Source organism: Actinomadura fulvescens (assembly GCF_039533225.1).
In the GTDB taxonomy this organism is placed as follows: Bacteria; Actinomycetota; Actinomycetes; order Streptosporangiales; family Streptosporangiaceae; genus Spirillospora; species Spirillospora fulvescens.
Window position 1 is genome coordinate 459,917 of sequence record NZ_BAAATD010000002.1, and the last position, 23,702, is coordinate 483,618.

At 70.6% G+C, this 23,702-nt stretch carries 22 protein-coding genes; 12 read left to right on the forward strand and 10 right to left on the reverse strand.

What is annotated here, in order from left to right:
* The 8 genes from ABD333_RS08960 (at position 1) to ABD333_RS08995 (ending at position 7,789) form a co-directional block, all read left to right on the forward strand.
* Positions 1 to 1,005, forward strand: coding sequence for an ABC transporter permease (locus ABD333_RS08960; protein ID WP_344539535.1), 1,005 nt, complete (start codon positions 1 to 3; stop codon positions 1,003 to 1,005).
* Between the two features lie 2 nt (positions 1,006 to 1,007).
* Complete coding sequence (locus tag ABD333_RS08965; protein WP_344539537.1) at positions 1,008 to 1,883, forward strand: ABC transporter permease; 876 nt, start codon at positions 1,008 to 1,010, stop codon at positions 1,881 to 1,883.
* Entirely contained in the window at positions 1,880 to 3,526 is a 1,647-nt protein-coding gene (locus ABD333_RS08970; RefSeq protein WP_344539539.1) for a dipeptide ABC transporter ATP-binding protein, read from the forward strand. Before ABD333_RS08965 ends, ABD333_RS08970 begins: the two co-directional genes overlap by 4 nt.
* Positions 3,527 to 3,681: 155 nt before the next feature.
* Complete coding sequence (locus ABD333_RS08975) at positions 3,682 to 4,869, forward strand: cytochrome P450 (RefSeq protein ID WP_344539541.1); 1,188 nt, start codon at positions 3,682 to 3,684, stop codon at positions 4,867 to 4,869.
* A 5-nt stretch (positions 4,870 to 4,874) separates the two neighbouring features.
* Positions 4,875 to 5,081 (forward strand): ferredoxin, encoded by a 207-nt coding sequence (locus ABD333_RS08980; RefSeq protein ID WP_344539542.1) that lies wholly within the window; start codon positions 4,875 to 4,877, stop codon positions 5,079 to 5,081.
* A gap of 19 nt (positions 5,082 to 5,100) precedes the next feature.
* Complete coding sequence (locus ABD333_RS08985; protein ID WP_344539543.1) at positions 5,101 to 6,255, forward strand: acyltransferase family protein; 1,155 nt, start codon at positions 5,101 to 5,103, stop codon at positions 6,253 to 6,255.
* Positions 6,256 to 6,288: 33 nt separating this feature from the next.
* Positions 6,289 to 7,524 (forward strand): cytochrome P450, encoded by a 1,236-nt coding sequence (locus ABD333_RS08990; RefSeq protein ID WP_344539545.1) that lies wholly within the window; start codon positions 6,289 to 6,291, stop codon positions 7,522 to 7,524.
* A 46-nt stretch (positions 7,525 to 7,570) separates the two neighbouring features.
* Entirely contained in the window at positions 7,571 to 7,789 is a 219-nt protein-coding gene (locus ABD333_RS08995) for a ferredoxin (protein WP_344539547.1), read from the forward strand.
* Positions 7,790 to 7,865: 76 nt separating this feature from the next.
* Here ABD333_RS08995 and ABD333_RS09000 read toward each other — a convergent pair whose 3' ends face one another.
* From ABD333_RS09000 to ABD333_RS09015, 4 genes are all read right to left on the reverse strand, one after another.
* Complete coding sequence (locus ABD333_RS09000) at positions 7,866 to 8,864, reverse strand: aldo/keto reductase (protein ID WP_344539549.1); 999 nt, start codon at positions 8,862 to 8,864, stop codon at positions 7,866 to 7,868.
* Positions 8,865 to 8,883: 19 nt separating this feature from the next.
* Positions 8,884 to 9,456, reverse strand: coding sequence for an allene oxide cyclase barrel-like domain-containing protein (locus ABD333_RS09005; protein WP_344539551.1), 573 nt, complete (start codon positions 9,454 to 9,456; stop codon positions 8,884 to 8,886).
* An 80-nt stretch (positions 9,457 to 9,536) separates the two neighbouring features.
* On the reverse strand, positions 9,537 to 12,302 hold the full coding sequence (locus ABD333_RS09010; protein ID WP_344539552.1) for a LuxR C-terminal-related transcriptional regulator: 2,766 nt from the start codon (positions 12,300 to 12,302) through the stop codon (positions 9,537 to 9,539).
* A 176-nt stretch (positions 12,303 to 12,478) separates the two neighbouring features.
* Entirely contained in the window at positions 12,479 to 13,060 is a 582-nt protein-coding gene (locus ABD333_RS09015; protein ID WP_344539554.1) for a TetR/AcrR family transcriptional regulator, read from the reverse strand.
* A gap of 136 nt (positions 13,061 to 13,196) precedes the next feature.
* Here ABD333_RS09015 and ABD333_RS09020 point away from each other — a divergent pair, with 136 nt between their 5' ends.
* The gene (locus ABD333_RS09020) at positions 13,197 to 14,657 is read left to right on the forward strand and encodes an MFS transporter (RefSeq protein ID WP_344539556.1); all 1,461 of its coding nucleotides are present in this window, start codon (positions 13,197 to 13,199) and stop codon (positions 14,655 to 14,657) included.
* A 119-nt stretch (positions 14,658 to 14,776) separates the two neighbouring features.
* On the opposite strand, the gene ABD333_RS09025 is transcribed toward ABD333_RS09020, so the two are convergent.
* On the reverse strand, positions 14,777 to 15,526 hold the full coding sequence (locus ABD333_RS09025) for an AfsR/SARP family transcriptional regulator (RefSeq protein WP_344539557.1): 750 nt from the start codon (positions 15,524 to 15,526) through the stop codon (positions 14,777 to 14,779).
* A gap of 362 nt (positions 15,527 to 15,888) precedes the next feature.
* Here ABD333_RS09025 and ABD333_RS09030 point away from each other — a divergent pair, with 362 nt between their 5' ends.
* Genes ABD333_RS09030 through ABD333_RS09040 form a run of 3 tightly spaced genes read left to right on the forward strand, consistent with a single transcriptional unit; the run spans position 15,889 to position 18,915 of the window.
* A complete protein-coding gene (locus ABD333_RS09030; protein WP_344539559.1) occupies positions 15,889 to 17,076 on the forward strand; it encodes an acyl-CoA dehydrogenase family protein in 1,188 nt (395 codons plus the stop codon).
* The gene (locus ABD333_RS09035) at positions 17,073 to 18,194 is read left to right on the forward strand and encodes an acyl-CoA dehydrogenase family protein (RefSeq protein WP_344539561.1); all 1,122 of its coding nucleotides are present in this window, start codon (positions 17,073 to 17,075) and stop codon (positions 18,192 to 18,194) included. Before ABD333_RS09030 ends, ABD333_RS09035 begins: the two co-directional genes overlap by 4 nt.
* A 34-nt stretch (positions 18,195 to 18,228) precedes the next feature.
* Complete coding sequence (locus ABD333_RS09040; protein ID WP_344539563.1) at positions 18,229 to 18,915, forward strand: HAD family hydrolase; 687 nt, start codon at positions 18,229 to 18,231, stop codon at positions 18,913 to 18,915.
* On the opposite strand, the gene ABD333_RS09045 is transcribed toward ABD333_RS09040, so the two are convergent.
* From ABD333_RS09045 to ABD333_RS09065, 5 genes are all read right to left on the reverse strand, one after another.
* On the reverse strand, positions 18,902 to 20,536 hold the full coding sequence (locus ABD333_RS09045; RefSeq protein WP_344539565.1) for a serine/threonine-protein kinase: 1,635 nt from the start codon (positions 20,534 to 20,536) through the stop codon (positions 18,902 to 18,904). The genes ABD333_RS09040 and ABD333_RS09045 overlap by 14 nt on opposite strands.
* 73 nt (positions 20,537 to 20,609) lie before the next feature.
* Complete coding sequence (locus ABD333_RS09050) at positions 20,610 to 21,893, reverse strand: cytochrome P450 (protein WP_344539567.1); 1,284 nt, start codon at positions 21,891 to 21,893, stop codon at positions 20,610 to 20,612.
* Between the two features lie 94 nt (positions 21,894 to 21,987).
* Complete coding sequence (locus tag ABD333_RS09055; protein ID WP_344539569.1) at positions 21,988 to 22,683, reverse strand: YidC/Oxa1 family membrane protein insertase; 696 nt, start codon at positions 22,681 to 22,683, stop codon at positions 21,988 to 21,990.
* Between the two features lie 34 nt (positions 22,684 to 22,717).
* Positions 22,718 to 23,002 carry a DUF6412 domain-containing protein gene (locus tag ABD333_RS09060; protein WP_344539571.1) on the reverse strand — a complete coding sequence of 95 codons (285 nt, stop codon included), beginning with the start codon at positions 23,000 to 23,002 and terminating at the stop codon, positions 22,718 to 22,720.
* A 131-nt stretch (positions 23,003 to 23,133) separates the two neighbouring features.
* Positions 23,134 to 23,589, reverse strand: a complete 456-nt coding sequence (locus tag ABD333_RS09065; RefSeq protein ID WP_344539573.1) for a hypothetical protein — start codon at positions 23,587 to 23,589, stop codon at positions 23,134 to 23,136.
* Positions 23,590 to 23,702: the final 113 nt, after the last annotated feature.

Here is a 23,702-nt window from a genome sequence, read left to right on the forward strand (position 1 = left end):
GTGGCGGGCCAGCTGAAGTCACCGCCGGCGGCCGGGGAGGCGGTGGTCGCGGCCGCCGCCGGCGCGCGGCGCACGCGGCTGCTCCGCCTCGTGCTGGTGCGTGCGGCGGCCTCGCTGGTGGTCCTGTGGGGCGCGGTGACCTTGACGTTCTTCCTGCTGCAGCTGATGCCGGGCAGCACGGTCGACGTCCTGCTCGCCCGGTCGGCGGTGAGCCCTGAGGTGCGCGACCGGCTCGTCGCCGAATACCGCTTCGATGACCCCGTCGTGGTGCAGTACCTGGCCTACCTGGGCAGGATCGGGCGTGGCGAGTTCGGCTACTCGTACGTGTTGCGCCGTCCGGTCTGGGACGCGATCGGGTCACAGCTGCCCGCCACCCTGCTGCTGATAGCGGCGACACTGGTGCTCACCGTGGTCGCCTCGGTCGTGCTCGCGGTGGTGAGCGCCAACCGGAGGCGGTGGGTCCGGTCGGCGTTCGCGGCGGTGGAGTCGCTGGTGGTCGCGCTTCCGCCGTTCTGGCTGGGGCTGCTGTTGCTGACGGTCTTCTCGTTCAATCTGCACTGGTTCCCGGCCATCGGCTCCTCGTCGTTCTCCGGGCTTGTGCTCCCCACCGTCGCGCTCGCCGCCGCGCCCACGGCGGTGGTGACGCGGGTCCTGCGAGACGGCCTGCTGCGCGCGCTGGACGAGCCGTTCGTCGTGACCGCCCGGGCGCGCGGAATCGGTGAAGTGGCGCTGCGGCTGCGCCACGTGCTGCGGCACGCGCTGCTCCCCGCCACCACGCTGCTGGGCTGGATCGCCGGCTCGCTGATCGGCGGCGCGGTGATCATCGAGATCGTGTTCTCCCGGCAGGGCATCGGCAGGCTGGCGCTGTCGGCGGTGGAGAACAAGGACATGCCGATGGTGGTCGCGATCGTGCTGCTCGCCGCGCTGGTCTTCGTGGTGGTGACGATCGCGGTCGACTTGCTCACCTGGCTCATCGATCCCAGGACGCGGGACACGGGGAGGTAGAGATGGCCTTCGACACCGTCCGGCCGGAGGATCCCGTCACCGGGTGGAAGAATCCCGGCTCCGGGTGGTACGGCCGCCGCGGCTTCGGCCTGTGGCTCGGGATCGCCGTGCTGATCCTGCTGGCGGCGATGGTGGCCGTCCCGTCGTTGTTCACGGGCACCGATCCCGACGCAGCCGATCTGGAGGCCACGTTCCGGCCGCCCGATGGTGAGCACTGGCTCGGCACCGACCAGAACGGCCGGGACCTGTACGCCCGGATCGTGCACGGCGCCCGGCCTTCGCTGCTGATCGGCGCCGGCGCGGTCGCGCTGGCGCTCGCCGCGGGCGTCCTGATCGGCGTCGCGGCCGCACAGGGCGGCCGGCTGGTGGACCAGGTGCTCAGCAGGGCGCTGGACGTCGTGCTGTCAGTGCCCGGGCTGCTGCTGGTGTTCCTGGTCGTCGCGGTGGTGGGACCCGGGAGCGCCACCGCGACCGTGGGGCTCGCCGTAGTGGCGATGCCGGGCTTCGCCCGGGTGACCCGCGCCGAGGTGATCAGGCTCCGCGGCTCGCCCTATGTGGAGGCCGCCTATGGGTTCGGCTGGTCACGGAGCCAGGTGATCGTCCGGCACATCCTGCCCAACGCGTTCGGGCCGATCTTCGCGCTGGCCACGATGACCCTGGGCGCGATGATCGTCGCTGGCTCGTCACTGAGCTTCGTGGGCCTCGGGCCGCGCCCGCCCACGGCGGAGTGGGGGGCGATGCTGGCCGGCAGCCGGGAGTTCCTCGGGCTGGCCTGGTGGACCGCCGCGTTCCCGGGCGCGGCGATCACCATCGCGGTGCTGGCGGTCACGGTGGTGGGTCAGCATCTTCAGGCGCGGATCGAGCGGGGGCGGCGATGAGCCCGGACGACGGCGCGGCGCCACTGGTCGCGGTCGAGGACCTCACGGTGGTGTTCACCGCGGGCCGGCGGCGGGTCGAGGCCGTCCGCGGCGTCTCGTTCCGGATCCGGCCCGGCCAGGTGGTGGCGATCGTGGGCGAGTCGGGATCGGGCAAGAGCGTCACGGCGCGCAGCCTGGTCGGATTGGCCGGAGAAGGCGCGCAGGTGTCGGCGAGCGAGTTCCTTTTCGCCGGCACGGATCTGAGGGGGTTCCAAGGGCGCCGGTGGCGTGCCCTGCGGGGCAGGCGGATCGGCTTCGTCCTGCAGGACGCCCTCGGCTCGCTGGATCCGTTGCGCCGTGTCGGCGCCGAGGTGGCCGAGCCGCTGCGCGAACACCGGATCGTGCCGGCGGACGAGCTCGGCGCCGAGGTCGTCCGGCTGCTGGGCGAGGCCGGGATCCCCGCCGCGGCGAGCAGGACGCGGCAGTATCCGCACCAGTTGTCGGGCGGGTTGCGGCAGCGCGCACTGATCGCGTCCGCGCTGGCGGCGCGCCCCGAGCTGCTGATCGCCGACGAGCCCACGACGGCCCTCGACGCGACCGTGCAACGCCAGGTGCTCCGGCTGCTGCGCGAGCGAGCCGAGAACGGCACCGCCGTGCTGCTCATCAGCCACGACCTCGGCGTGGTGGCGGAGATCGCCGACTATCTGTACGTGATGAAGGAGGGCCGCTTCGTCGAACAGGGACCGGCGCGTGAGGTCCTGCGATCGCCCTCCCATCCGTACACGAGGACCCTCCTCGCCGCGGTCCCGGCGGCGGCCTCCGCCGCGGCGGAGGCGGTGGCCACGGCGGCTCCGGCCGGTGGCGGGGAGCCGCTCGGCGGCGTGGTGCTCAGGGCCGAGGGACTGTTCAAGCACTATCGGCTCGCCGGCAAGCGGGTGCTCGCGGCCGTGGACGGCGTGTCGCTGGAGCTCCGGGCGGGGGAGACACTCGGCATCGTGGGGGAGTCCGGCTCCGGGAAGACCACCGTGGGCCGGATGCTCATGGGGCTGGTCGAGCCGGACGCGGGCCGGGTCGAGCTGGACGGGCGGTCGTGGACCGAGCTGAGCGGCGCCGCGCGGCGGGCGGCCCGGCGCCGGGTCCAGATGATCTATCAGGACCCGCTCGGCTCGTTCGACCCCCGCTACACCGCGCGACAGCTCCTGGAGGAGCCGATGCGCGCGGTCGGCGCGCGGCGCGGTGAACGCGCGGAACGGCTGGCCGGGCTGCTGGCCGATGTCGGGCTCGCGCCCGAGATCGCCGCGCGGCGGGCCCGCGAGCTGTCCGGCGGCCAGCGGCAGCGGCTGGCCATCGCGCGGGCCCTCGCGCCAGGGCCGGACGTCATCGTCTGCGACGAGCCGGTGTCCGCGCTGGACGCCTCGATCCAGGCGCAGGTCCTCGACGTCCTCGCCGACGTGCAGCGGCGGCTCGGTGTCGCTCTGGTGTTCATCTCCCATGACCTCGGTGTCGTCCGCCGGCTGAGCGACCGGGTCGCGGTGATGAAGGACGGCAGGGTGGTCGAAGAGGGCGGGACGGAGAAGGTGTTCGCGGCGCCGGAACACGCCTATACAAAGGATCTTCTCGACGCCATACCCGGTTTCCTCACTGACGGAATAGCGAGCTTCTAAGTCAATTCGTAAGCCTCTCTGAAGTCACGCTAAACCGCCCTTGCTCATCGTTTGGTAAGTGCTTAACGTCATTGCCATCTTCAATTGGCGCCATCAAGGAATTCAGCCTCGGCTGCCGATGGCGTGCAGATTTCCTTCGCCAAAGGACGAGAACAATGACGGAAGCTCCGCCGTATCCGCAGAAGCGCACCTGCCCGTACGCGCCGCCGCCGGGGTACAAGGAGATCGGCGACCGGGGGCCGGTGCTCAAGGTGACGCTCTTCGACGGGCGCGAGGCGTGGATGGTCACGGGGTACCAGGAGTCGCGCGAGATCCTGACCCATCCGAACCTGTCGTCACAGCGCACCCATCCCGATTTTCCGATCGTCGCCCCGCGGTTTCGGTCGCAGATCGCGCGCAGTCTGGCTCTCATCGCCATGGATCCGCCCGAACACGACGTCTATCGCCGTTATCTCAACCCGCATTTCAGCCTCAAACAGGTCCGCCGGATGCGCCCGGAGATCGAGGCGATCGTGTCCGGCCACGTCGACCGGATCATCGAGCACGGACCGCCGGCCGACCTGGTGCCGCTGCTCGCGGTGCCGCTCCCGTCGCTGGTGATCTGCCGCCATCTCGGCGTCCCGTACGAGGATCACGACTTCTTCCAGGACGCCAGCGGAAAGGTGATGCTGGGCACCGAGGAGGAGTCCGGCACGGCCGCCCAGGATCTGGTCGACTACATCGACCGGCTGGTCACCGCGCAGATCAAGGAGCCCACCGAAGGGCTGCTGGCCACGCTGGTGCGCGAGCGGGTGATCCCGGGCGACATCGGCCACGAGGAACTGGTGTCCATCGCGTTGGTGCTGCTCATCGCCGCGCACGAGACCACGTCCTCCTCACTGGCCCTCGGGATCATCACGCTGTTGGAACATCCGCGAGAGCTGGCGAGGCTGCACGAGGACATCACCCGCCTGCCCGGGGCGATCGAGGAGCTCCTGCGCTTCATCGCCACCACCGACCTGGTCGCCACCCGCGTGGCCAAGGGCGACATCGAGATCGCCGGGCATCACATCCGGGCGGGCGAAGGCGTCCTGGTCTCGGGCACGCTGGCGAACCGGGACGACGCGGTGCACCAGCGGGCCGACGACTTCGACATCCTGCGCGACGACACGCACCACGTGACGTTCGGATTCGGAATCCACCAGTGCCTCGGCCAGAACCTCGCCCGGCTGGAGCTGGAAGTCGCCCTGCACGAGCTGCTCACCCGGATTCCGGGGATGCGGCTCGCCGTGGGCATGGACGAGCTGCCCATCCTCGGTGCGGGGACGGTGCAGCGGGTGCTCGAACTCCCCGTCGAGTGGTGACCCCGATGTGGGTCACCGCTGATCGCGAGAGCTGTATCAGCGGCGGCCGTTGCATGGCCGCCACCTCGGAGGTCTTCGACCAGGACGACGAGGGCCTCGTTGTCGTGCTCACCCCGCGGCCGGCTCCGGACCAGGAGGAACGCGCCCGTAAGGCGGCCTTCCTGTGTCCGGCGCGGGCGATCCAGATCGATGCCGGACCGCCGGCGGGCTGACCGCCGCAGAGGAGCGACCATGACCAGTTCGTCATCGGGGTCCATGAGACTCCCCTCGCTGACCGGAATGCGATTCTTCGCGGCATTCCTGGTTTTTCTGTGCCACGCCTGTGTGCTGGGCTTCTTCGACCAGCAGACCGAGGCCTCGCTCCGTGATCTCGCTTTCACCTCCGGCTGGATGGGGGTGGAGTTCTTCTTCATCCTCAGCGGCTTCGTGCTGACCTGGTCGGCACGGGAGGGCCAGACGCGCGTGCGCTTCTGGCGCCGCCGCCTGGTGAAGGTCTACCCGAACCACGTCCTGGTCTGGCTGGCCGCCGTGGGGCTCGCGGTGTGGGCGGGCGAGACCGTGGGGCTGGTCGAACTCCTGCCGAACCTGTTGCTGGCGCACACCTGGTACCCGCGTCTGGACGTCCTCGTTCCGATCAATGTGGTGACCTGGTCGCTCGCCTGCGACGTGTTCTTCTACCTGGCCTTCCCGTTCCTGTACGCGGCCGTCCGGAAGATCCCGGCACGCCTCCTGTGGACATCGGCGGCCGTCGTCGCCGGCACCATCGTGCTGCTCCCCGCGGTCGCGTACTTCGCGCTACCGGGAACCCCGCAACTGCCTGGTCAGAACATGTCCGTGGTACAGAACTGGTTCCTGGTGTCGTTCCCGCCGATCCGGGCTCTGGACTTCACGCTCGGGATCATCATGGCGCGCATCGTCTGGGAGGGCCGGTGGATCGGCCTCGGAATCGGCCAGGGGCTGGGCCTGCTGGCTGTGGGGTACGCGTTCCAGGTTTACCTGTGGCCCAGCGTGTACGGGCTCACGGCCACGGTGGTGGTGCCCCTCGCGCTCCTGATATCGGCCGTGGCGGTGGCGGACGTCCGGGACACCGTCTCCCCGTTCCGCGGGCGGACCCTGCAATGGCTCGGGGCGGTCTCGTTCGCTTCGTACCTGGTGCATTACCTGGTCCTCCGTTATGCGCACGTGGCACTGGGCGCCGACCGTAGCTGGAACGTTCTGCCGGCCGTCGGCCTCCTCGCCGTGCTCTTCGCCATCACGACGGTGCTGGCCTGGGCGCTGTTCCGGTTCGTGGAGCTGCCGTCCATGCGCCGCTGGGCCGCGCCCCGCCGCCGGGACTCCGGCAGCACACCGCGACCACAGGTCCGCTCGCCCGAGCGGACCGGCTGATCATCTGAGCCGCCCGTGGAAGGAAGGCACACCATGACCGCTGAGGTCTCGGCCGAGTCCGAGCAGCTCTTTCGTTATCCGCAAGACCGTCAGTGTCCCTACCAGCCGTCGCTCGGATACCAGGCCCTCGGCGAGCAGGGTCCCCTGCACCGCGTGGCCCTCTGGGACGGCCGGTCGATCTGGATGGTGACCGGGCACGCGCAGGCTCGCCGGCTGCTCGCTGATCCGCGTCTGTCCGCCGACCGGTCCAGAGACGATTTCCCCGTGGTGCTGCCGCGGTTCGAGGCGCCCATCTTCAAGCCCATCGCGATCATCGGGTTCGACCCGCCGGTGCACGACGTGCACCGGCGGATGCTCGCACCGGACTTCAGCCTCAAGCAGGTCCGGGAGATGCGGCCGCACGTCGAGGAACTGTCGAGGTCGCTCGTGGACGCCATGCTGGCCAAGGGACCGCCCGCGGACCTGATCGTGGACTACGCGCTGCCGATCCCGTCCATGGTCATCTCTGAGCTGCTCGGCGTGCCGTACGACGACCACGAGTTCTTCGAAGCCAAGACGGTGGGACTGCTGCAGGCCAGGACTCCGGAGGAGGCCGAGGCGGCCGGCCAGGCGCTGTGGGACTACCTGGACGGGCTCCTGGCCGTCAAGGAGCGCGAGCCGGGCGGTGAGGGCGTGCTCAGCAGGCTGGCCGGGCGGATCGACGGTCGCGACCTGAGCCGGGTGGACCTGGTCCGCATCGCGCTCGCACTGCTGATCGGCGGGCACGACACCACCTCGCAGATGATCGCGCTCGGCGTGGTCACCCTGCTGGAGCACCCCGGCCAGCTGGCCGCGCTGCGCGCGGAACCGGACGTGCTGCCCGCCGCCGTGGACGAGCTGCTCCGGATGGTGTCGGTCACCGACGTCTCCGGTGTGCGGGTGGCGACCGAGGACATCGAGATCGACGGATACGAGATCAGGGCGGGGGAGGGGGTGCTGGTGTCCTCGTCCATGGTCAACCGTGACCCGGCCGTGTACGACGACCCGTTCACCTTCGACATCCACCGGACGAGCACGCGGAACACGGCCTCGGGGCGTCAGCACCTCACGTTCGGCTTCGGCATCCACCAGTGTCTCGGCCAGAACCTGGCGCGGATGGAGCTGGAGGTGGCGTTCGCGACGCTCTTCGAGCGCATTCCGACGCTGCGCCTGGCCGTTCCGGCCGGTGAGCTGCCCAGCCGCAGCGGCGGCACGATGCAGGGCGTGCACCGGCTGCCCGTCGAATGGTGACCGGAACCCGCCGGTCCACCACACCATCGAGGAGAGGGGACACACCATGAAGGTCACCGCCGACCGTGACCGGTGCATGGCCGCCGGCCACTGCGTGGTCACCGCGCCTGCGGTGTTCGACCACGGCGAGGACGGCCTGGTGGTCCTCCTGGAACCGGAGCCGGGCGAGGAACTGCGTACGGCCGTCGAGACCGCCGAGGATCTCTGTCCGTCCCGTGCCATCGTCGTCGCCGCCGAACGCGCCGAGGTGGCCGGCGCAGAGTAGGACGAGCGACGGCGGAGCAGGACGAACGACGAGGTCGTCCCCGGCAACCGGGCCAGGGACGACCTCGTCGTTCGTCTCAGCGGTCGATGTACTCCATGCTCTGTTCGTTCCAGCGGGCTCCGTGCACCTCCTCGGGCGGCAGCGCGGCCTCCACGGCGGCGAGCTCGGCCGGCCCGAGGCTCAGGAAGACCGCGTCCACGTTCTCCTCCAGGTGAGTCCGCCGCCGGGTTCCCGGAATGGGGATCACGTCGCCGCCGCGGTGGTGCAGCCAGGCGAGGGCGAGCTGCGCCGCCGGGATCCCCAGACCCTCCGCGAGGCCGACCAGCCGGTCGACCAGGACGAGGTTGCGGGCCAGGTTGGAGGGCGTGAACCTGGGCAGGCCGAACCGGCGGAAGTCACCCTCATCGAAATGGTCCGCCGAACGGATCTCGCCGCTCAGGAAACCCCGGCCGAGCGGAGCGTACGGGACGACGGCCACGCCGAGATCCCGGCACACCGCGACGGTCTCCCGTTCGATGTCCCGTGACCAGAGCGACCACTCGGTCTGCAGGGCCGCGACCGGGGCGACCGCGTGGGCTCGCCGGATCGTGGCCGGTGCGGCCTCGCAGAGCCCGAGCTCGCGCACCTTCCCGGCCTTCACCAGGTCGGCCATCGCGCCCATGGTCTCCTCGATGGGAACCGTGGTGTCGACCCGGGTGAGATAGAACAGGTCGATGTGGTCCACGCCGAGCCGCCGCAGCGAGTCGTCACAGGCCTGCCGGACGTAGGCGGCGTCCCCGCGGACGGCGGCACCGACGCCGGACCCCGGGCGGACGACGCCGAACTTGGTCGCCAGAACGGCGTCGTCCCGGCGACCGGCGACGGCCTTTCCGATCAGCTCCTCGTTGGCGCCGTGGCCGTAGACGTCCGCGGTGTCCAGCAGTGTTGCGCCCAGGTCCAGGGCACGGTGGATCGTCGCGACCGCCTCGGTCTCGCTCGTGCTGCCGTAGAACTCCGACATGCCGAGGCAGCCGAGGCCCTGTGCGCCCACTGTCAGGGACCCGATCCGGCGCGTGGGAAGTCGCGTCAAGGTCATGCCCCGCTCTCCCGTTCCGCTACTTCTTGTACAGGACGATCGAGGACACGTAGGTGTCATGCGCCTCCTTGACCAAGGGCCGGAACTGCCGGTAGCCGATGGCGCCGCGCAGTGGACCGGCCACGGCGACGGCCGGGAACGACGCCGCCTCCCCTTCGGTCAGCCGGGCGTCGTCGACCAGCCCGCCGGACCTGATGACGTGCCCGTCGAGCAGCCGGATCTCCTCGCCGAAGTAGGCGATGAAATGCCCGTCGTCCTCCCGTTTGAAGAGCATGCGGCCGGCGCCCTCGGTCTGCCCGAGAGGTTCGCCGCCGGGGCTGAAGATTTCGAGCTTGACGGTGGCGAAGTCCTTCTCGGTCGGGGTCTTGCCGGTGGGATCGGGATTGTTGGACTGGTAGGCGACGACCTTCTCGGTCAGGTCGTGCAGGATGAGCGCCCGGTCCTGGCGGCGCAGCGCGCCGACCCGGTCGGACGTGGTCCGCGGCGGCGCCGCGAGCAGCGACACCGCCCGCGCGGCCGCCTCGTCGAACAGCGGGTCGAGCAGCGGGTCGACGAATGGTGAAAGCCGATCCGACAGCGCACGAAAAACCACGATCGCCTCCTCGACGGAACGCACGGAGCCGCCAACCCGGATCGTGGCGCCTCATGTGCGGTGAGGTTATGAGGCCGTGCTCAAGCGGTCCTAAAAGCGAGTGCGAGCTCCATCCGCGATCTGACTCCGGCCTTTCGGTAGATGCGCGTGAGATGGACGTCGACCGTACGGGTGCTGATGGCCAGGCGGTCGGCGATGTCCCGCCGCTTCATGCCGGCGCACACCAACTGCGCGATCTCCTGCTCGCGATGGGTGAGCTGGTCGAACACCGCCAGTTCACCGCCTGCCGCACCGAGCGGAACGGGCGTCGGCTCGGGCGGCTGCCGGCCGAGCCAGTCGATCATGGTCTCCGCCTGGCAGCGGCGGGCGATCTCGCCGGCGAGATCGCGGGCGTCGGACGCGGGCCCGGCCCGGCCCAGCTCGGCGAGGGCGCGCGCGGCCTGGCCGAGCGCGTAGCACTGGTCCATCCGCATGCTGACCGACGCGAACCGCTCGGCCGCCCGCTGGTAGGACTGCGCCGCTTCGGCCAACCTGCCCTCGACACGGGCGAGGTGGCCGCACGCGAGCTCGGCGAACGCCAGGTTGTGCGGCATCGGCACCAGGCGGGCGTGTTCCTGGCTGTTGCGGACCCATTCCTCCAGCGGCATCCCGGCGTCCATTCCGGCGGCGCACAACAACTCCCACACCGTGGGCCGGTGCGCCGCGGGAACGGCCTGGAGATCGGAGCCCTGGCCATCGTTCAGCAGGAGGGTCACGCAGTGGCTGGGATCGCCGTCGAGCCAGGCGCACTGCGCGATGGTGAAGGCGGCGATCGATGCGCTGCCGTTGACGTTGGCCCGGGAGGGCGACTGGTTGGCCAGCGCCTGTTGCGCCAGCGCCCTGGCCCGTCCGCTGTTCACCGGCTGCGCCCACACTTCGGCCGCGGACTTCATCGCCACCGCTTGCGCGTGCCGCAGCGCGTTGCCGGAGCTCGACTCGACGATGGCGGCGTCGGCGGCGTCGCGGGCCTGCTTGAGCAGGCCGAGGTGGCGTTCGACCTCACTGAGGAGCACCAGGAGGGTGGGGAGCAGAAAGGGGCGCTGGCCACGCCGGGCGATATCGACCGCCCGCTTGATCTGATGTTCCGCCTCGACGTAGCGGCCGAGGTAGACGTTGGCGAGTGCGGTCACGAAGAGGCCGGACAGGTGCCGTGCGACCTGGTGCTCGGGCACGCGGTCCAGCATCGCGCCCGCCTCGTCCAGCGCGGCGACGGCGCGCTCCACCTCTCCGGTGGCGGTCAGATGCAGGGAGCGCAGCGCGAGCAGGCCCGCGGCGATCAGACCGTCCCGGCCGTTCCGGCCGCCGCGGGCGGCTTCGAGCGCCGCGGTGATCTCGGCCAGGTCGGCGATGCGCCCGAGCATGGTCACCCGGAAGCCGCGGGCGAACACCAGCAGCGGCCAGGCCGGCGTCGAGCGCAGGCTGGGCTTGGTGAGCTGCTCGTTCAGCAGGTCGATGGTCTGCACGTCCTGGCTCAGCACACCCTCGGCCACCGAAACGAAGGCGATCTGTTCGGCGAGCGCGAGTTCGTCCGCCGCGCCTTCGGACTCGTGAACGACGAAGAGCAGTTCCCGGCTCTCGGCCAGCCTCCCGACGCGGGCGAACGCCGTGCTCAGTGCCAGCCGTGCGCGCACTCCCAGTTCGTCGGTGACCGGTGCCTCGGCCAGCACCGGGGTGAGCCAGAAGATGCTCTCCGTGACGTCGGTCTCCATGATCTCGTACGACGCGTCTATGATCTTCGCCAGCTCGCCGGCCCGGGCCCGCGACAGTGAGCTGACGAGGTGGAAGCCGAGCTGGGGTCCGTCCATGCCGCGGGCGGAGAGGCGGTGGATCGTGCGCTGGTGCGCGCGGGTCGCCCAGCACGGGTCGATCGTGCGGCGGAGGAGGTTGCCGAAGACCTCGTCGCGGATCGAGAACAGCGTGCTGATGGGCTCGACCCTGATCAGGTCGCTCCGCACCAGGCTGCGCAGCACCGCCGAGACCACGAGCGCGTCGAGATCGGCGATCTCCGCGAGCAGTTCGACGTCGAACCTGCTGCGCAGGATGGCGGCGGCGTGCAGCACGTGCCGTTCGTTCTGGGTGAGGTCGCGGGTCTCGTGCAGCACGGCGAACTCGAACGGGGCCACCGCGGCGTCGCTGCCCGAACGCGCGCTCTGGTCGAGAGCCTGCAACGCACGCAGGTTGAAGGGGTTGCCGCCGCTGCGGCGGCGCAGCTCGTACGAGGGCGGGGTCGCCGACATGCCGAGCATCTGCTCGTCGTCCAGCGGCCGCAGTTCGATGTGCTCGGTGTGCCGGAAGGAGCCAGCGAGCGCGATCGCCTCGGTGAGCTCGGCGGGGGTCTGGCGAGGCCGGAGCGACACGACCACGTCGACCAGCGGGGGCACCGACCCGTCGGCGATGTCGACCAGCTCGTGGATGGTCTGCTCGTCCGCGAGATGCACGTCCTCAAGGACCACCAGCTCACGCGCGGGCCGCCGCTGGCGCCGCGGCAGCGTGGTGACGGCCGGCGCGCAGCCCGGGGCGGCGTCGAACTGCCGGGCGCGGCGGAGCAACCGCCGCGCGGCGGTGATCGCGCGCTCCGGGTTGTTGCGTGAGCACTGGTAGACGGTCGCGGGCAGGGCCGTCCACTGGCGTTCCCGGACCAGGGCGGAGAGCAGATGGGTCTTGCCGGAGCCGGGTTCGCCGAGCACCGTGACGAGGTGTCCGCGGGCGCCCGGCTGGGCGGTCAGGTTGCGCAGTGCGTCGAGTTCCCGTGTCCGCACCACCGAGACGGGTGCGGAGTCGTCGATTCTGTCCAGGTAGGGATTCATTTCTCTACCGGCCCCCAGGCGTTCGTACCGGACAAGCGTGACAGAGATGCGAAGGCCCTGGGGCCCGACGGCATCGTCGGTCCAGGCGGGGTGGCCTGACTGAATCTGAATCCATACTAAACTGGTGGGATTAACAAGGACATCCCACCGAACCAGAAGTGATCAAGTGAAGTGGGTCACTCTTTGATCCCTTCCAGTATGAGCTCCAGGAAGCGCGGGCTGCCATCGCGGTCGGCGGTCGAGTTCTCGCGGACCCATGCGGCCCCGCTGAGCAGGTCGAAGAGTTCGTCGGCGGTGAGGTCCGGCCGGATCCGCCCGGCGGTCTGCGCGGCCAGCAGAAGGTCCGCGCCGCTGCTGTGCATCGCACTGCACATCGTGTGGGAGGAAGTGCCCTCGTCGTACATGCTCTGGGTCAGGATCCCCACGAGTCCGCGGAACGTGCTGAAGTGCCGGACCGCCTGGCGCATCCACTCCGCCAGCGCCTCCAGCGGTTCCGACTCCTCGGCCAGGCGTTCGGCACGGGCGACGAGATCGGCCAGGCCGTCCCGTGTCGCCGCCTCGACGAGCGAGGCGCGAGTGGGGAAGTGGCGATAGAGGGTGCCGATGGCCACGCCCGCCTGTCCGGCGATGTCCTCCAGTGAGGCCTCAGCGCCCGACGCCTCGAAGGCCTTCCTGGCGGCGGCCAGGATCGCGTCGTAGTTGCGCCGGCCGTCGGCTCGCTTGGGGCGTTGGGCGATATAGGGCTTGGCGTCGGTCATCGGGCCTCCCGCTTGACTGCCTGAGGCTGCCTCAGGTTAACTGACGGCAGTTAAGTCGAGCCACCCTCAGGTTAGCTGACACCCTTAACCTGAGGCTGTCTCAGCATAGTACCCAGGCTCTGACCGCGGAGGTTCCATGAGCACCGACACCGTCTCCGGTGACGTCCCCATGAAGGGTGGCTCGTCCAGGGCGTGGGCCCTCGTTCTCGCCGCCATCGTCGGCGCCGAGTTCATGCTGCAGCTCGACGGCACGATCGTGAACGTCGCGTTGCCGACGCTGCAATCCGACCTCGGCCTCTCCGTGGCCACCGGGTCGTGGGTGCCGAACGGCTTCTTCCTCGCGTTCGGCGGCCTGCTGCTGTTCGCGGGCCGGCTGGGCGACGTGGTGGGGCATCGCAAGGTCTTCATCGCCGGGATCGCGCTGGTCGTCGTGGCCTCCCTGGTGGCCGGCCTGGCACAGAACCTGGAGACACTGCTGGTCGGCCGGGTCCTGCAAGGTGCGGGCGCGGCGATCGCCGGGCCCACCGGGCTGGCGCTGCTGGCGATTGTCTTCGACGGGGAACGCCAGCAACGCGCCTTCGGCCTGTACTCCACCGTCACCGGGCTCGGCGCGTCCGCGGGGATGGTGCTGGGCGGCGTGCTGACCTGGGCCGGGGACTGGCGCTGGAGCCTCCTGGTGAACGTGCCGATCGGACTGCTCATCATCGCCGTCGCCGTCAAGACGCTCGGGCTGAAGAACGACGGCACTCGGTCGCGTGCGCTCGGGGTGCCCAGCGCGGTGCTGGTCACCGCCGCCATCACCGCCGCCGTCTACGGTCTGGTGCACGCCGCCGAAGAAGGCTGGAGCGACGTCTGGACGGTGATCCCGCTGGCGGCGTCCGCCGTGCTGGTGCTGGCGCTGCTGATGCTGGACGGCCGCAGCGCCGAGCCGCTCCTGCCGTTGTCGATCTTCGCCAGCAGGGAGCGCGCCGGGGCCTTCCTCAACCTCCTGCTGCTGGCCGCGGTCCTGACGAGCTTCCTCATCTACCTGGTCCAGTACCTCCAGGGAGTGCTCAGGCTGAACGCGCTGGAGAGCGGGCTCGCCATCCTGCCCTTCGGCCTGGCGTTGCTGGTCACCACGCAGCTTCTCACCAAGTACCTCTCGAAGATCGACCTGAAGGCCCGCGCGGTCCTGGGTCTCGTCGTCGTCCTGGCGGGCGTGGCCTGGCTCACCCGCCTGGACGGCGGCAGCGGCTACGCCGCCGACGTCCTGCCGCCCATCGTGGTGATCGGTCTCGGGGTGGGCGTCGCGATCATCCCGTTCAACATGATCATCCTGACCACCGCGCCGCCGGAGCACGCCGGCGTCACCGCGGGTGTGCTGCAGACGGCGCTGACCATCGGCGGTTCCCTGGGGCTGGCGGTCCTGCTCATCCCGTTCACCGGCGGCAGCGGCGGCATCGCCGGCAACATCTCCGACGTGTTCGTGTGGGCGTCGGGGATCACGGTCGCCGCTCTCGCCGTCACGCTGCTCTTCTGGTACGGACCGGGAGCCAGGAAGCCCGCCCCCGCGGCCCGGCCGTCCGCGCCCCAGACTTCCCCGGCCGAGGAGGGCTGAGGCCCGGAATCCCCGGGTCCACCGAGACCCCGCAACCCGGAAGGGGCGAAGCCGCGTGGCGGCTCCGCCCCTTCCGGCCCGGTGCGGGTTCGGTTCTTGCTGGTTCGGTTCTTGTGGGTTCAGCTCGCGATGGCGTAGTCGGTATCGGCTTCGAGGATGGCCAGCTGGAGTCTGCGCATGGTGTCCCGCGGATCCAGCCCGAGCTCCTCCTGCAGGACGCGTCGTGCGGAGTGATAGGCCTCCAGCGCCTCCGCCCGCCTCCCGGACCGGTGCAGCGCGAGCATCAGATGCTCCCGCAACGTCTCGTTCAGCGGGTACTCGTTCACCCAGGCCGACAACGCGCCCACCAGTTCCCGGTGCCTGCCGACTCGCAACGCGCAGTCGGCGATCCCTTCCAGGCATTCCAGACGCACCTCCTCCGCCCAGCGGGCGAACGCGCCGACGATCAAGCCGTCGCCGATCCCGGCCAGCACCGGCCCGCGGTACAGCCGGGCAGCCGCCTGGAGGGAGGCCAGCGCGCTCTCCGGCTCGGCCTCCAGCACGGCACGCCCTGCGGTGTGCAAGCGCTGGAGATGGAACACGTCGACGGTGGAATCGTCGATCTCCATGAGATAGCCCTGGGCGTGGGTCTTGATCGACGCGTCACCTCGGACGAAGTTCTTGCGCAGCTGCGACACGTACACGTGCAGAGCGGCACGGGCCCGCCGGGGCGGCCGGTCGCCCCAGAGCTCGTTGATCAGTTCTCCGGTGGAAACCGGCTGGTTGGCGCGGATCAGCAGGGTGGCGAGCAGCGTCTCCATCTTCGGGGCGGTGATGGTGTGCGTTTCGCAGTCCACCAGCCGCAGTGGCCCGAGCAATTCGTACTTCATGAGCCTCCTCACGGGAGCCTGGGCATGACCGGGATGGGCGGATGGTGCCCGATTTACTTCGATGACGACATTCTTGTCAGGGGCCGGTGTCCTCCACATCAGCGGAAGTGCGTACGGGCTGCGGCCGCCACCGCGTAGTGGCCCTAGCGGGGCCGTTTTCGGACTGCCGGGATCACGGGATTTCCACCGGTTGACCAATCGCTGGCGCAACACGTCCGACATCTTCTGCTTGTCCAGGGCCCGTCACACTGCGCGTTCCCGCCTCGGTTCCGGGCGTACGCGGGGACCGAACGTCATTCCATTTTCCGCGGGCAGGCGTTAGCGTAAGTGTCCGCTGACAGCGTCTCATCGAGGAGCCGCCCGTGACGGATCTGGACGAGTACGGCCGCCGCGCCCGAGCCTGGCTCGACGCCAACGCCGGCGACCTGCCCCGCGAGCCCGATCTGCCCACCGCCCGCGCGTTCATGGCCGAGCTGTACGACGCCGGATACTCAGGCATCACCTGGCCCGCCGAGTACGGCGGGCAGGGTCTGTCGGCCGCCGAGGAGCGGGTGTTCCAGCAGGCCGCGCGCGACGTCACGCTCCCGGTCGGGGTCTTCGGGATCGGGCTCGGCATGTGCGGCCCGACGCTGGTGTCGATCGGCACCGAGGAGCAGAAGAGGCGCTACCTGCGGCCGCTGTTGCGCGGCGAGGAGATCTGGTGCCAGATGTTCTCCGAGCCCGGCGCCGGGTCGGACGTGGCGTCGCTGCAGACGCGGGCCGTCCTCGACGGCGACGCCTGGGTGGTCAACGGGCAGAAGCTGTGGACCTCGGTGGCCCGCCAGGCCGACTACGGCCTGCTCATCGCCCGTACGGACGTGGACGTGCCCAAGCACAAGGGCATCACGATGTTCATCATCGACATGCACGACCCGGGCGTCACCGTCCGCCCGCTGCGCGACATGACCGGCGAGTCGCACTTCAACGAGATCTTCTTCGATGACGTCCGCGTCGCCCCCGACCAGGTGGTCGGCACCGTGAACGAGGGCTGGTCCGCCGCCGTCACCACCCTGCTCCACGAGCGGGTGTCGATCGGCATGGGCGCCGCCCGCACCGAGCGTCCCGCCTCGTTCGAGGCGCTGTCGGCCGCCGCGCGCGATCGCGGGCTGCTCGCCGATCCCGCGGTGGTGGACCAGCTGCTCGACCTGTATTCGCAGGAACGGGCGTTCGAGCTTTTCAACGCCCGCCTCACCCAGGAGGTCAAGGCCGGGATCTTCCCCGGCGCGCGCGGCTCGATCGCCAAGCTGCTGCTCGCCGACCTGACGCTGGCCGGTGCGGACGTCGCGAGCGAGATCCTCGGTCCCGGAGCGGTCGCCTACGACGACGAGGGCAAGATCGCCCGCGCGCTCGCCTGGGCTCCCGGCATGGCGCTCGGCGGCGGCACCAACGAGATCATGCGCAACATCATCGGGGACCGGGTCCTCGGGCTGCCGCGCGAGCCGCAGGTCGATCGCGCGCTGCCGTTCCGCGAGCTCAAGGTCGGCACCCAGGCGAAGGAGGCGGGCGAATGAAGCTGATCCTCACCGATGACCAGAAGGAACTGGCCGCCTCCGTGCGGGCCTTCCTCGCCGACACCGCTCCGATGTCCAGGGTGCGCGAGATCGCCGAGTCGCCCGTCCCGTACGACCCGGACGTCTGGACCCGCATGACGGGCGAGCTCGACCTCGCCGCGCTCGCGGTGCCCGAGTCCCTCGGCGGCGCCGGCGCCGGCCATGCCGAGGTCGCGGTCGTCATGGAGGAACTGGGCGCGGCGCTCACCCCGAGCCCTTACCTGGCCTCGGCCGTCCTCGCCGCGAACGTCCTCCTGGAGTCGGGCGACGAGGAGGCGATCAAGGATCTCCTTCCCGGCATCGCCGCCGGCCAGGCCGTCGCCACGTTCGCCGTCCCGGTCCTCGGCGACCCGATGCCGGGCGCCCGCGCGACCCCCGGCGGTCACGAGCTCAGCGGCCCGGCGCCCCGCGTCGTGAACGGGGCGGACGCCGATCTCGTGCTCGTCGCCGCCCCGCTCGCCGACGAGGTGCGCGACGGTCTCGCGCCCATCGGGCTCTTCGCGGTCGAGTCGGGCGCCCCCGGGCTCACCCGTACGCCCCTCACCACCCTCGACCTGACGCGCCCGCAGGCGACGCTGACGTTCGACGCCACGCCGGCGCGCCGGTTCGGCCCGGACGACGCGAACGACGCCGTCACCCGTGCATTGGACCTCGTCTCGGTCGCCCTCGCCGCCGAGCAGCTGGGCGGTCTCCGCCGCTGCCTGGAGGTGATCGTGGAGTACGCGAAGCTGCGGGTGCAGTTCGGCCGTTTCGTCGGCTCGTTCCAAGGCGTGAAGCACAAGCTCGCGGACATGCACTGCACCCTCGAACAGGCCGAGTCGATCGTGCGCCACGCGGCCTGGGCCGCCGACGAGAACCCGGACGAGCTGCCCGTCGCCGCCGCTCTCGCGCAGTCCTATCTGGGCCGTGCCTACTTCCAGGTGGCCAAGGACCACCTGCTGCTCCACGGCGGTATCGGCTTCACGTGGGAGCATGACGCGCACCTCTACTACAAGCGTGCCAAGAGCAGTGAGCTCCTTCTCGGCCCGCCGCGCCATCACCGAGCCCGTCTGGCCGAACGCCTGGGACTGATGCCCTAGTCGCGGTGACCTGAGACCCCGGTACGCTGCGGTCGTGCGTTACAAAGCGGTGGTCTTCGACTTTTTCGGTACTTTGACCGTGGCCAGCCCGCCCGCGGAGCGCGTCGCGGCGATCACGGCGGTCGCCGAGGCGATCGGCGCGCCGCCGGAGGAGTTCCGCACCTTGTGGTGGCAGACCTGGCCCGAGCGCTGCGTCGGCGCCATGGGCGACTTCGCCACCGCCCTCGCGGACGTCGCCGGGCGCCTCGGCGTCCCCGCGTCCGCCGCGCAGATCGCCGCCGCCACCGAGATCCGCCGCACCGGCGAACGCACGTTCCGCGGCCTGCGCCATGACGCGGTCAGCACGCTCCGGACGCTGCGCGAGTGGAACGTGAACACCGCGCTCATCAGCGACTGCACCGACGAACTCCCCGACGAATGGTCCACGGTCGAGGTCGCGCCCTACGTCCAGGTGCCCGTCTTCAGCTTCACCGCCCGGCTCAAGAAGCCCGACCCGCGCATCTTCGCGCTCGCCTGCGAGGGCCTCGGCGTCGAGCCCGCCGACTGCCTCTTCGTCGGTGACGGCGGCAGCGACGAACTGGCCGGCGCGACCGCCGCGGGCATGACCGCCGTGCGCGTCCTCGACGAGGGCACCGAGCACCACCGCTTCGAGCCCGTCGAATGGAGCGGTCCGCGGATCGCGTCCCTCTCGGAGGTCCTCGACCTGGTCAGCACACCTTGACGGTGACGGTCCGCTCGGCGCGGACCGGGCTCAGGAGCACCATCCGGTAGGTGTGGGTGCCCGCCGTGTCCTCGGTCTGGGAGTTGGAGATGGTCCAGTTGGGGTCGGCGGTGGTCCTGATGGGGTGGCCCACTCCGAGACGGCCGTCGAAGTAGAGGGCGTACTCGACCTTCGTCGGGTTCTTGTCCGTCGCGATGCTGTACTTGAAGTCCATGGGGTAGCCCTTCGGGTTGCAGCCCGACTTGCCGACCTTGAAGTACGCGATCCGTGCGCTCGCCGTCGGCGGGGGCTGTGAGCCTCCGCCTCCGCCTCCGCCATCGCCGCCGTCACCGCCCCCCCCGGAGCCGCCGTCCGGGTTGCCGCCGCCGTCCGAGCCGCCTCCCGGGTTGGAACCGCCGCCTCCCGCGCCGGGGGATTGGGAGGGGTTGGTGCGTCCTCCGCCCGCCTTCGGATCGTTGCCGGCACCGGGAGAGGCCTTTCCGGAGCCGTTCCCCGTCTTGCCGGCGCCGGTCGCCGAGTTCGGCGCGCCGCCGTTCTGCTGGGGGTTGTTCCCGGAGACGCCGGCCGCGTCGGTGGATTCGGGGTCCTTGGAGCCGGAGCCGCCGGTCAGCTGGGTGACGACGAGCACCACCGCGGCGGCCGCCGCCAGGAGACCGCCGCCGATGCCGGCGCCGAGGACGAGCGCGGGCCGCCGCCGCGGGCGCTGCCGCTGCTGCCGCTGTGGCTGCTGCCCGGGGCCTGGCTGCTGGAAGTGCTGTCCTTGGGGAGCGGGGGTGCGTGGCCGGTCGACGACAGTGGCGTCGGCGTCCGCAGGAGCGGCCGTCTGCTGCGCGGAGCCGAGGAGCCGGAGGAGGACGTCCTGCATGCTCGGCCGCTGGGCGGGGTCTTTGGCCAGGCAGGCGCCGACGGTCGTGCGCAGCGGTTCGGGAAGGCCGCTGAGGTCGGGGGTGTCCGACAGGACGCGCTTCATGACGGCCGGGAGGGTGTCCGCGCCGAACGCGGGTTCGCCGGTCGCGGCGAAGACCATCACCACGCCCCAGGCGAACACGTCGGCGGGAGCTCCGACGGTCTTGCCCTCGAACTGCTCCGGTGCCATGTACGCGGGGGTGCCGATGATGCTGCTGGTCATCGTCAGCGGCGCCTCGCTCGCGCGGGCGATGCCGAAGTCGATGACGCGCGGGCCGTCCGGGCCGAGCAGGACGTTGGACGGCTTGAAGTCGCGGTGGACGATGCCCGCCTGGTGGATCGCGGCGAGGGCCGTGGCGGTGGCGACGGCGAGCCGCTGGAGGGCCGCCGCGTTCGCGCGGGGACCGGCCTGCTGCAGGGACGGCCCCTCGACGTACTCGGTGACGATGTACGGGCGCGGGCCGTCGAGCGAGGCGTCGAGGACCTGCGCGATGCAGAACGGATCGACCCGGCGCGCCGCGGCGATCTCCTTCATGAAGCGCTCGCGCACGCGCGCGTCGGCGGCGAGCTCCTCGCGCAGGAGCTTCACGGCGACCGGCGTCCCGTCGGCGCCCGCACCGAGGTAGACCACGCCCTGACCACCCATGCCGAGCCGTCCGGAGAGCCGGTACGGTCCCACTGCCTGAGGGTCCTCGGGGCGCAGCGGATCGGACATGGGGGACGACTCCTGATGATCACGACGGGGGCGACTTGCACCTTAGTGCATGTGATCGTCCACCGTCAGTGATTCACCACGTGCAGGGCAGATGCTTGATCCCGTTGATGAAGTTGGAGAACAGCCGGTCGGGACGCCCGCCGACGCGGATCTCGGGCACGCGGGTGAAGAGCTCGCGGAACATGACGGTGATCTCGCGCCGGGCGAGATTGGCGCCCAGGCAGAAGTGCGGGCCGGGGCCGCCGAAGGCGACGTGCGGGTTCGGCGAGCGGGTGATGTCGAACGTGTCCGGGTCCGCGAAGACGGCCTCGTCACGGTTGGCCGAGTTGTAGAAGAGCAGGACCTTGTCGCCGGCCCGGTATCGCTGCCCGTTCATCACGTGGTCGCGCGTCACGGTCCGGCGGAACTGGATGACGGGGGTCGCCATCCGCAGGATCTCCTCGATCGCGCCGGCGATGTGCGCGTCGAAGTCCCCCAGGAGCAGCGCGCGCTGCTCGGGGTTGTCGGTCAGCAGCTTGAGGCCGTGCGACATCGCGTTGCGCGTGGTCTCGTTGCCCGCCACGACGAGCAGGATGAAGAACGAGCCGATCTCCTGGTCGGTGAGGGACTCGCCGTCAACGTTGGCGGTGACCAGGGCGGAGACCAGGTCGTCGCCGGGTTCGCGGCGGCGCCTGCGCGCCAGCTTCATGGCCAGGTGGTTGAGCTCGTATCCCGCGGTCATGGCCTTGGTCAGGCCGAAGAGGACGCCGCTGCGGGTGATGCCCGTGCTGACGAACTCCCGGCCGCCGGTGTACTCCGGGTCGCCCAGGCCCAGGATGACGTTGGTCCGCTCGTACACCATCGGGCGCTCGCGTTCGGGGATGCCCATCATGTCGCAGATGACCTGCACCGGCAGGCGCGCCGCCACCTCGGTCACGAAGTCGCACGGCCCGCCGGCCAGCAGGTCGTCGACGATGCGGGTCGCGCTGGCCTGCAGGTCGGTCTCCAGCTTGGCCAGCACGCGCGGGGTGAACGCCCGCGACACGATCCGCCGGATCTTGGCGTGCCGCGGGTCGTCCATATTGATCATCGAGCCGAAGTAGCGGGCCATGTAGCGGGGCAGGTCGGCGATGCTGTTGGAGCACGGCTCGCTGCTGAAGATCTCCGGGTTGCGGCTGGCCTCGACGACGTCGGCGTGCCGGACGAGGGCGTGGTAACCCGCTCCGTGCTTGATGAACGGCAGCTTGAGCTCGGGAAAGAACGCCGGCCGGTCGAGCGCGCGCAGGGCCGCGAACGCCGCCAGCCGCTCTCGTTGCGGCCGGCCCCAGAACTGCAGGTCCGAAAGGTCGATGGTCGGATCGAGTGTCTCGGTCGCCACGCCGCACCGTCCTCGTGCCGTTGTGCCCGAATATCGTTCGGTTTCCATCGAATCCGGCTTGCCGCCCCGCCGTCAAGGAAGCGGTGACGTCCGTTCAAACGGGGGCGATGACGCGGCGGTGCAGAACGGCGCGTTCGGCGGCCGTCCACACCGTCGTAGTGAGGAGGTAGATCCCGGCGGCGAGCGGCACGAACGCCGCCGTCACGACGGTACCGAACGGCAGCAGCCTGGCCACGTTCGCCATCGGCCCCTCGGCCATGACCCGGCGGGACGACCACCACGCCACGGCGGCGAGCAGCGCGAACAGGCCGAGGAACACCAGCGAGGCGGGAGAGAACAGACCGGCGCCGAGGACACTCATCCAGTTCTGGCCGAGCGGCGCGGCCAGGAGGGTGTGCGAGAGCAGGATGTTCTGGTGGCCGGCGACCGTGGCTGACATGAAGAGCCGGTACATGACGAAGAAGAACGGCAGCTGGGCGAACATCGGCAGGCATCCGGCCAGCGGCGTGGCGCCTTCCTTTTCGTAGAGGGTGGCGGTCTCGCGCCGCAGGCGCTGCGGGTCTCGGGAGTGTTTCTTCTGGAGTGCCTGGAGCTCGGGCATGAGGCGCATCCGGGTGCGTTCGCCGCGTGCCGCCGCGACCGCGAGGGGCAGCAGGACGAGCCGTACGGCGGCGGTGAAGACGACGATCGCGGCGACGGTCGCGAGGTCGCCGGTGACGGGGGACAGGGCGTCGGCCAGCCCGGTGACGAGGTCGTAGGCGACGGAGACGGGTACGTCGAGCAGGAACATGGGAGAAGACCCTCCGGCAGGAAAGAAATGAAGATCAACGAGCGAGAGTGATCTTCAAGCCGGGGGCTCGGGGGCGGGGACGGCCCGCCGCGTCGGGGTCGCGCTGGGGCAGAAAGGCCGTGCGCAGGGTACGTTCGCGCAGCGTCGTACGGACCCTGGCCAGGGACGCGCGGGAGTGGCGGCGGGCCGCCGGGATCTGCGCCGCGGCCAGCAGGAGCAACGCCGCGACGGTGACCGTCGCCAGCGTGAGCAGCCCGCCGCCGGTGTCGGCCATGCCGAGGAGCCGCGGCAGCACGGCGACCAGCAGCGACCAGAACACGGGCGGACCTCTCTCGGCGGCCTTCTCGCTCTGTTGACGGGCGGGAGCGCCCAGAGGTTCCCGTCAGGCGATGCCGGACGTCAGGCGGTGCTGAACATCAGGCGGTGCTGAACGTCAGGCGGTGCTGAACGTCAGGTGAGCAGAAGGACGGCGAGGGCGGCCACGGTGGTCAGGGCGGCGGTGTTCTTGATCCAGGGCATCCGGGCGGCGATCGTGGCGGCGCGCTCGGGGTCGCCCGACCAGAGCGTGAGCGCCGCGCTGAGCGCCCGGCCGGCTCCGAACGCCGTTCCGGCCAGGACGGTCGGGAGCGGGTCCTGCCGGCTGAGCAGCAGGCCGAGGGCCAGGACGTACGGCGTGCTCGCCGAGACGTAGGTACGGATGCCGGTGCCCAGCTCGAAGCCGAAGCGCAGCGAGCCGCGCCGCAGCCGGAGCCGGAGCACCTCCTGCGGGATCTGCCGGGCGTTCTGCGGCAGCGGGACGGACACCAGGCCGAGTTCGCGCGCGGCGCCGACGGCGGCGACCATGATGATCAGCGCCGTCCGGGCCGGCGGCGGCAACGGCGCGGCCAGACCGGACAGCAGCCACACGACCAGGGCGCTGACGGTGCCCCCGAGCAGCAGCCCGAGGGTGAAGACGGCAAGGACCTCGCCCTGCCGTGCCGGACCCCGCCAACCTGGCGAGAAGAGGACGGCCTCCGAGT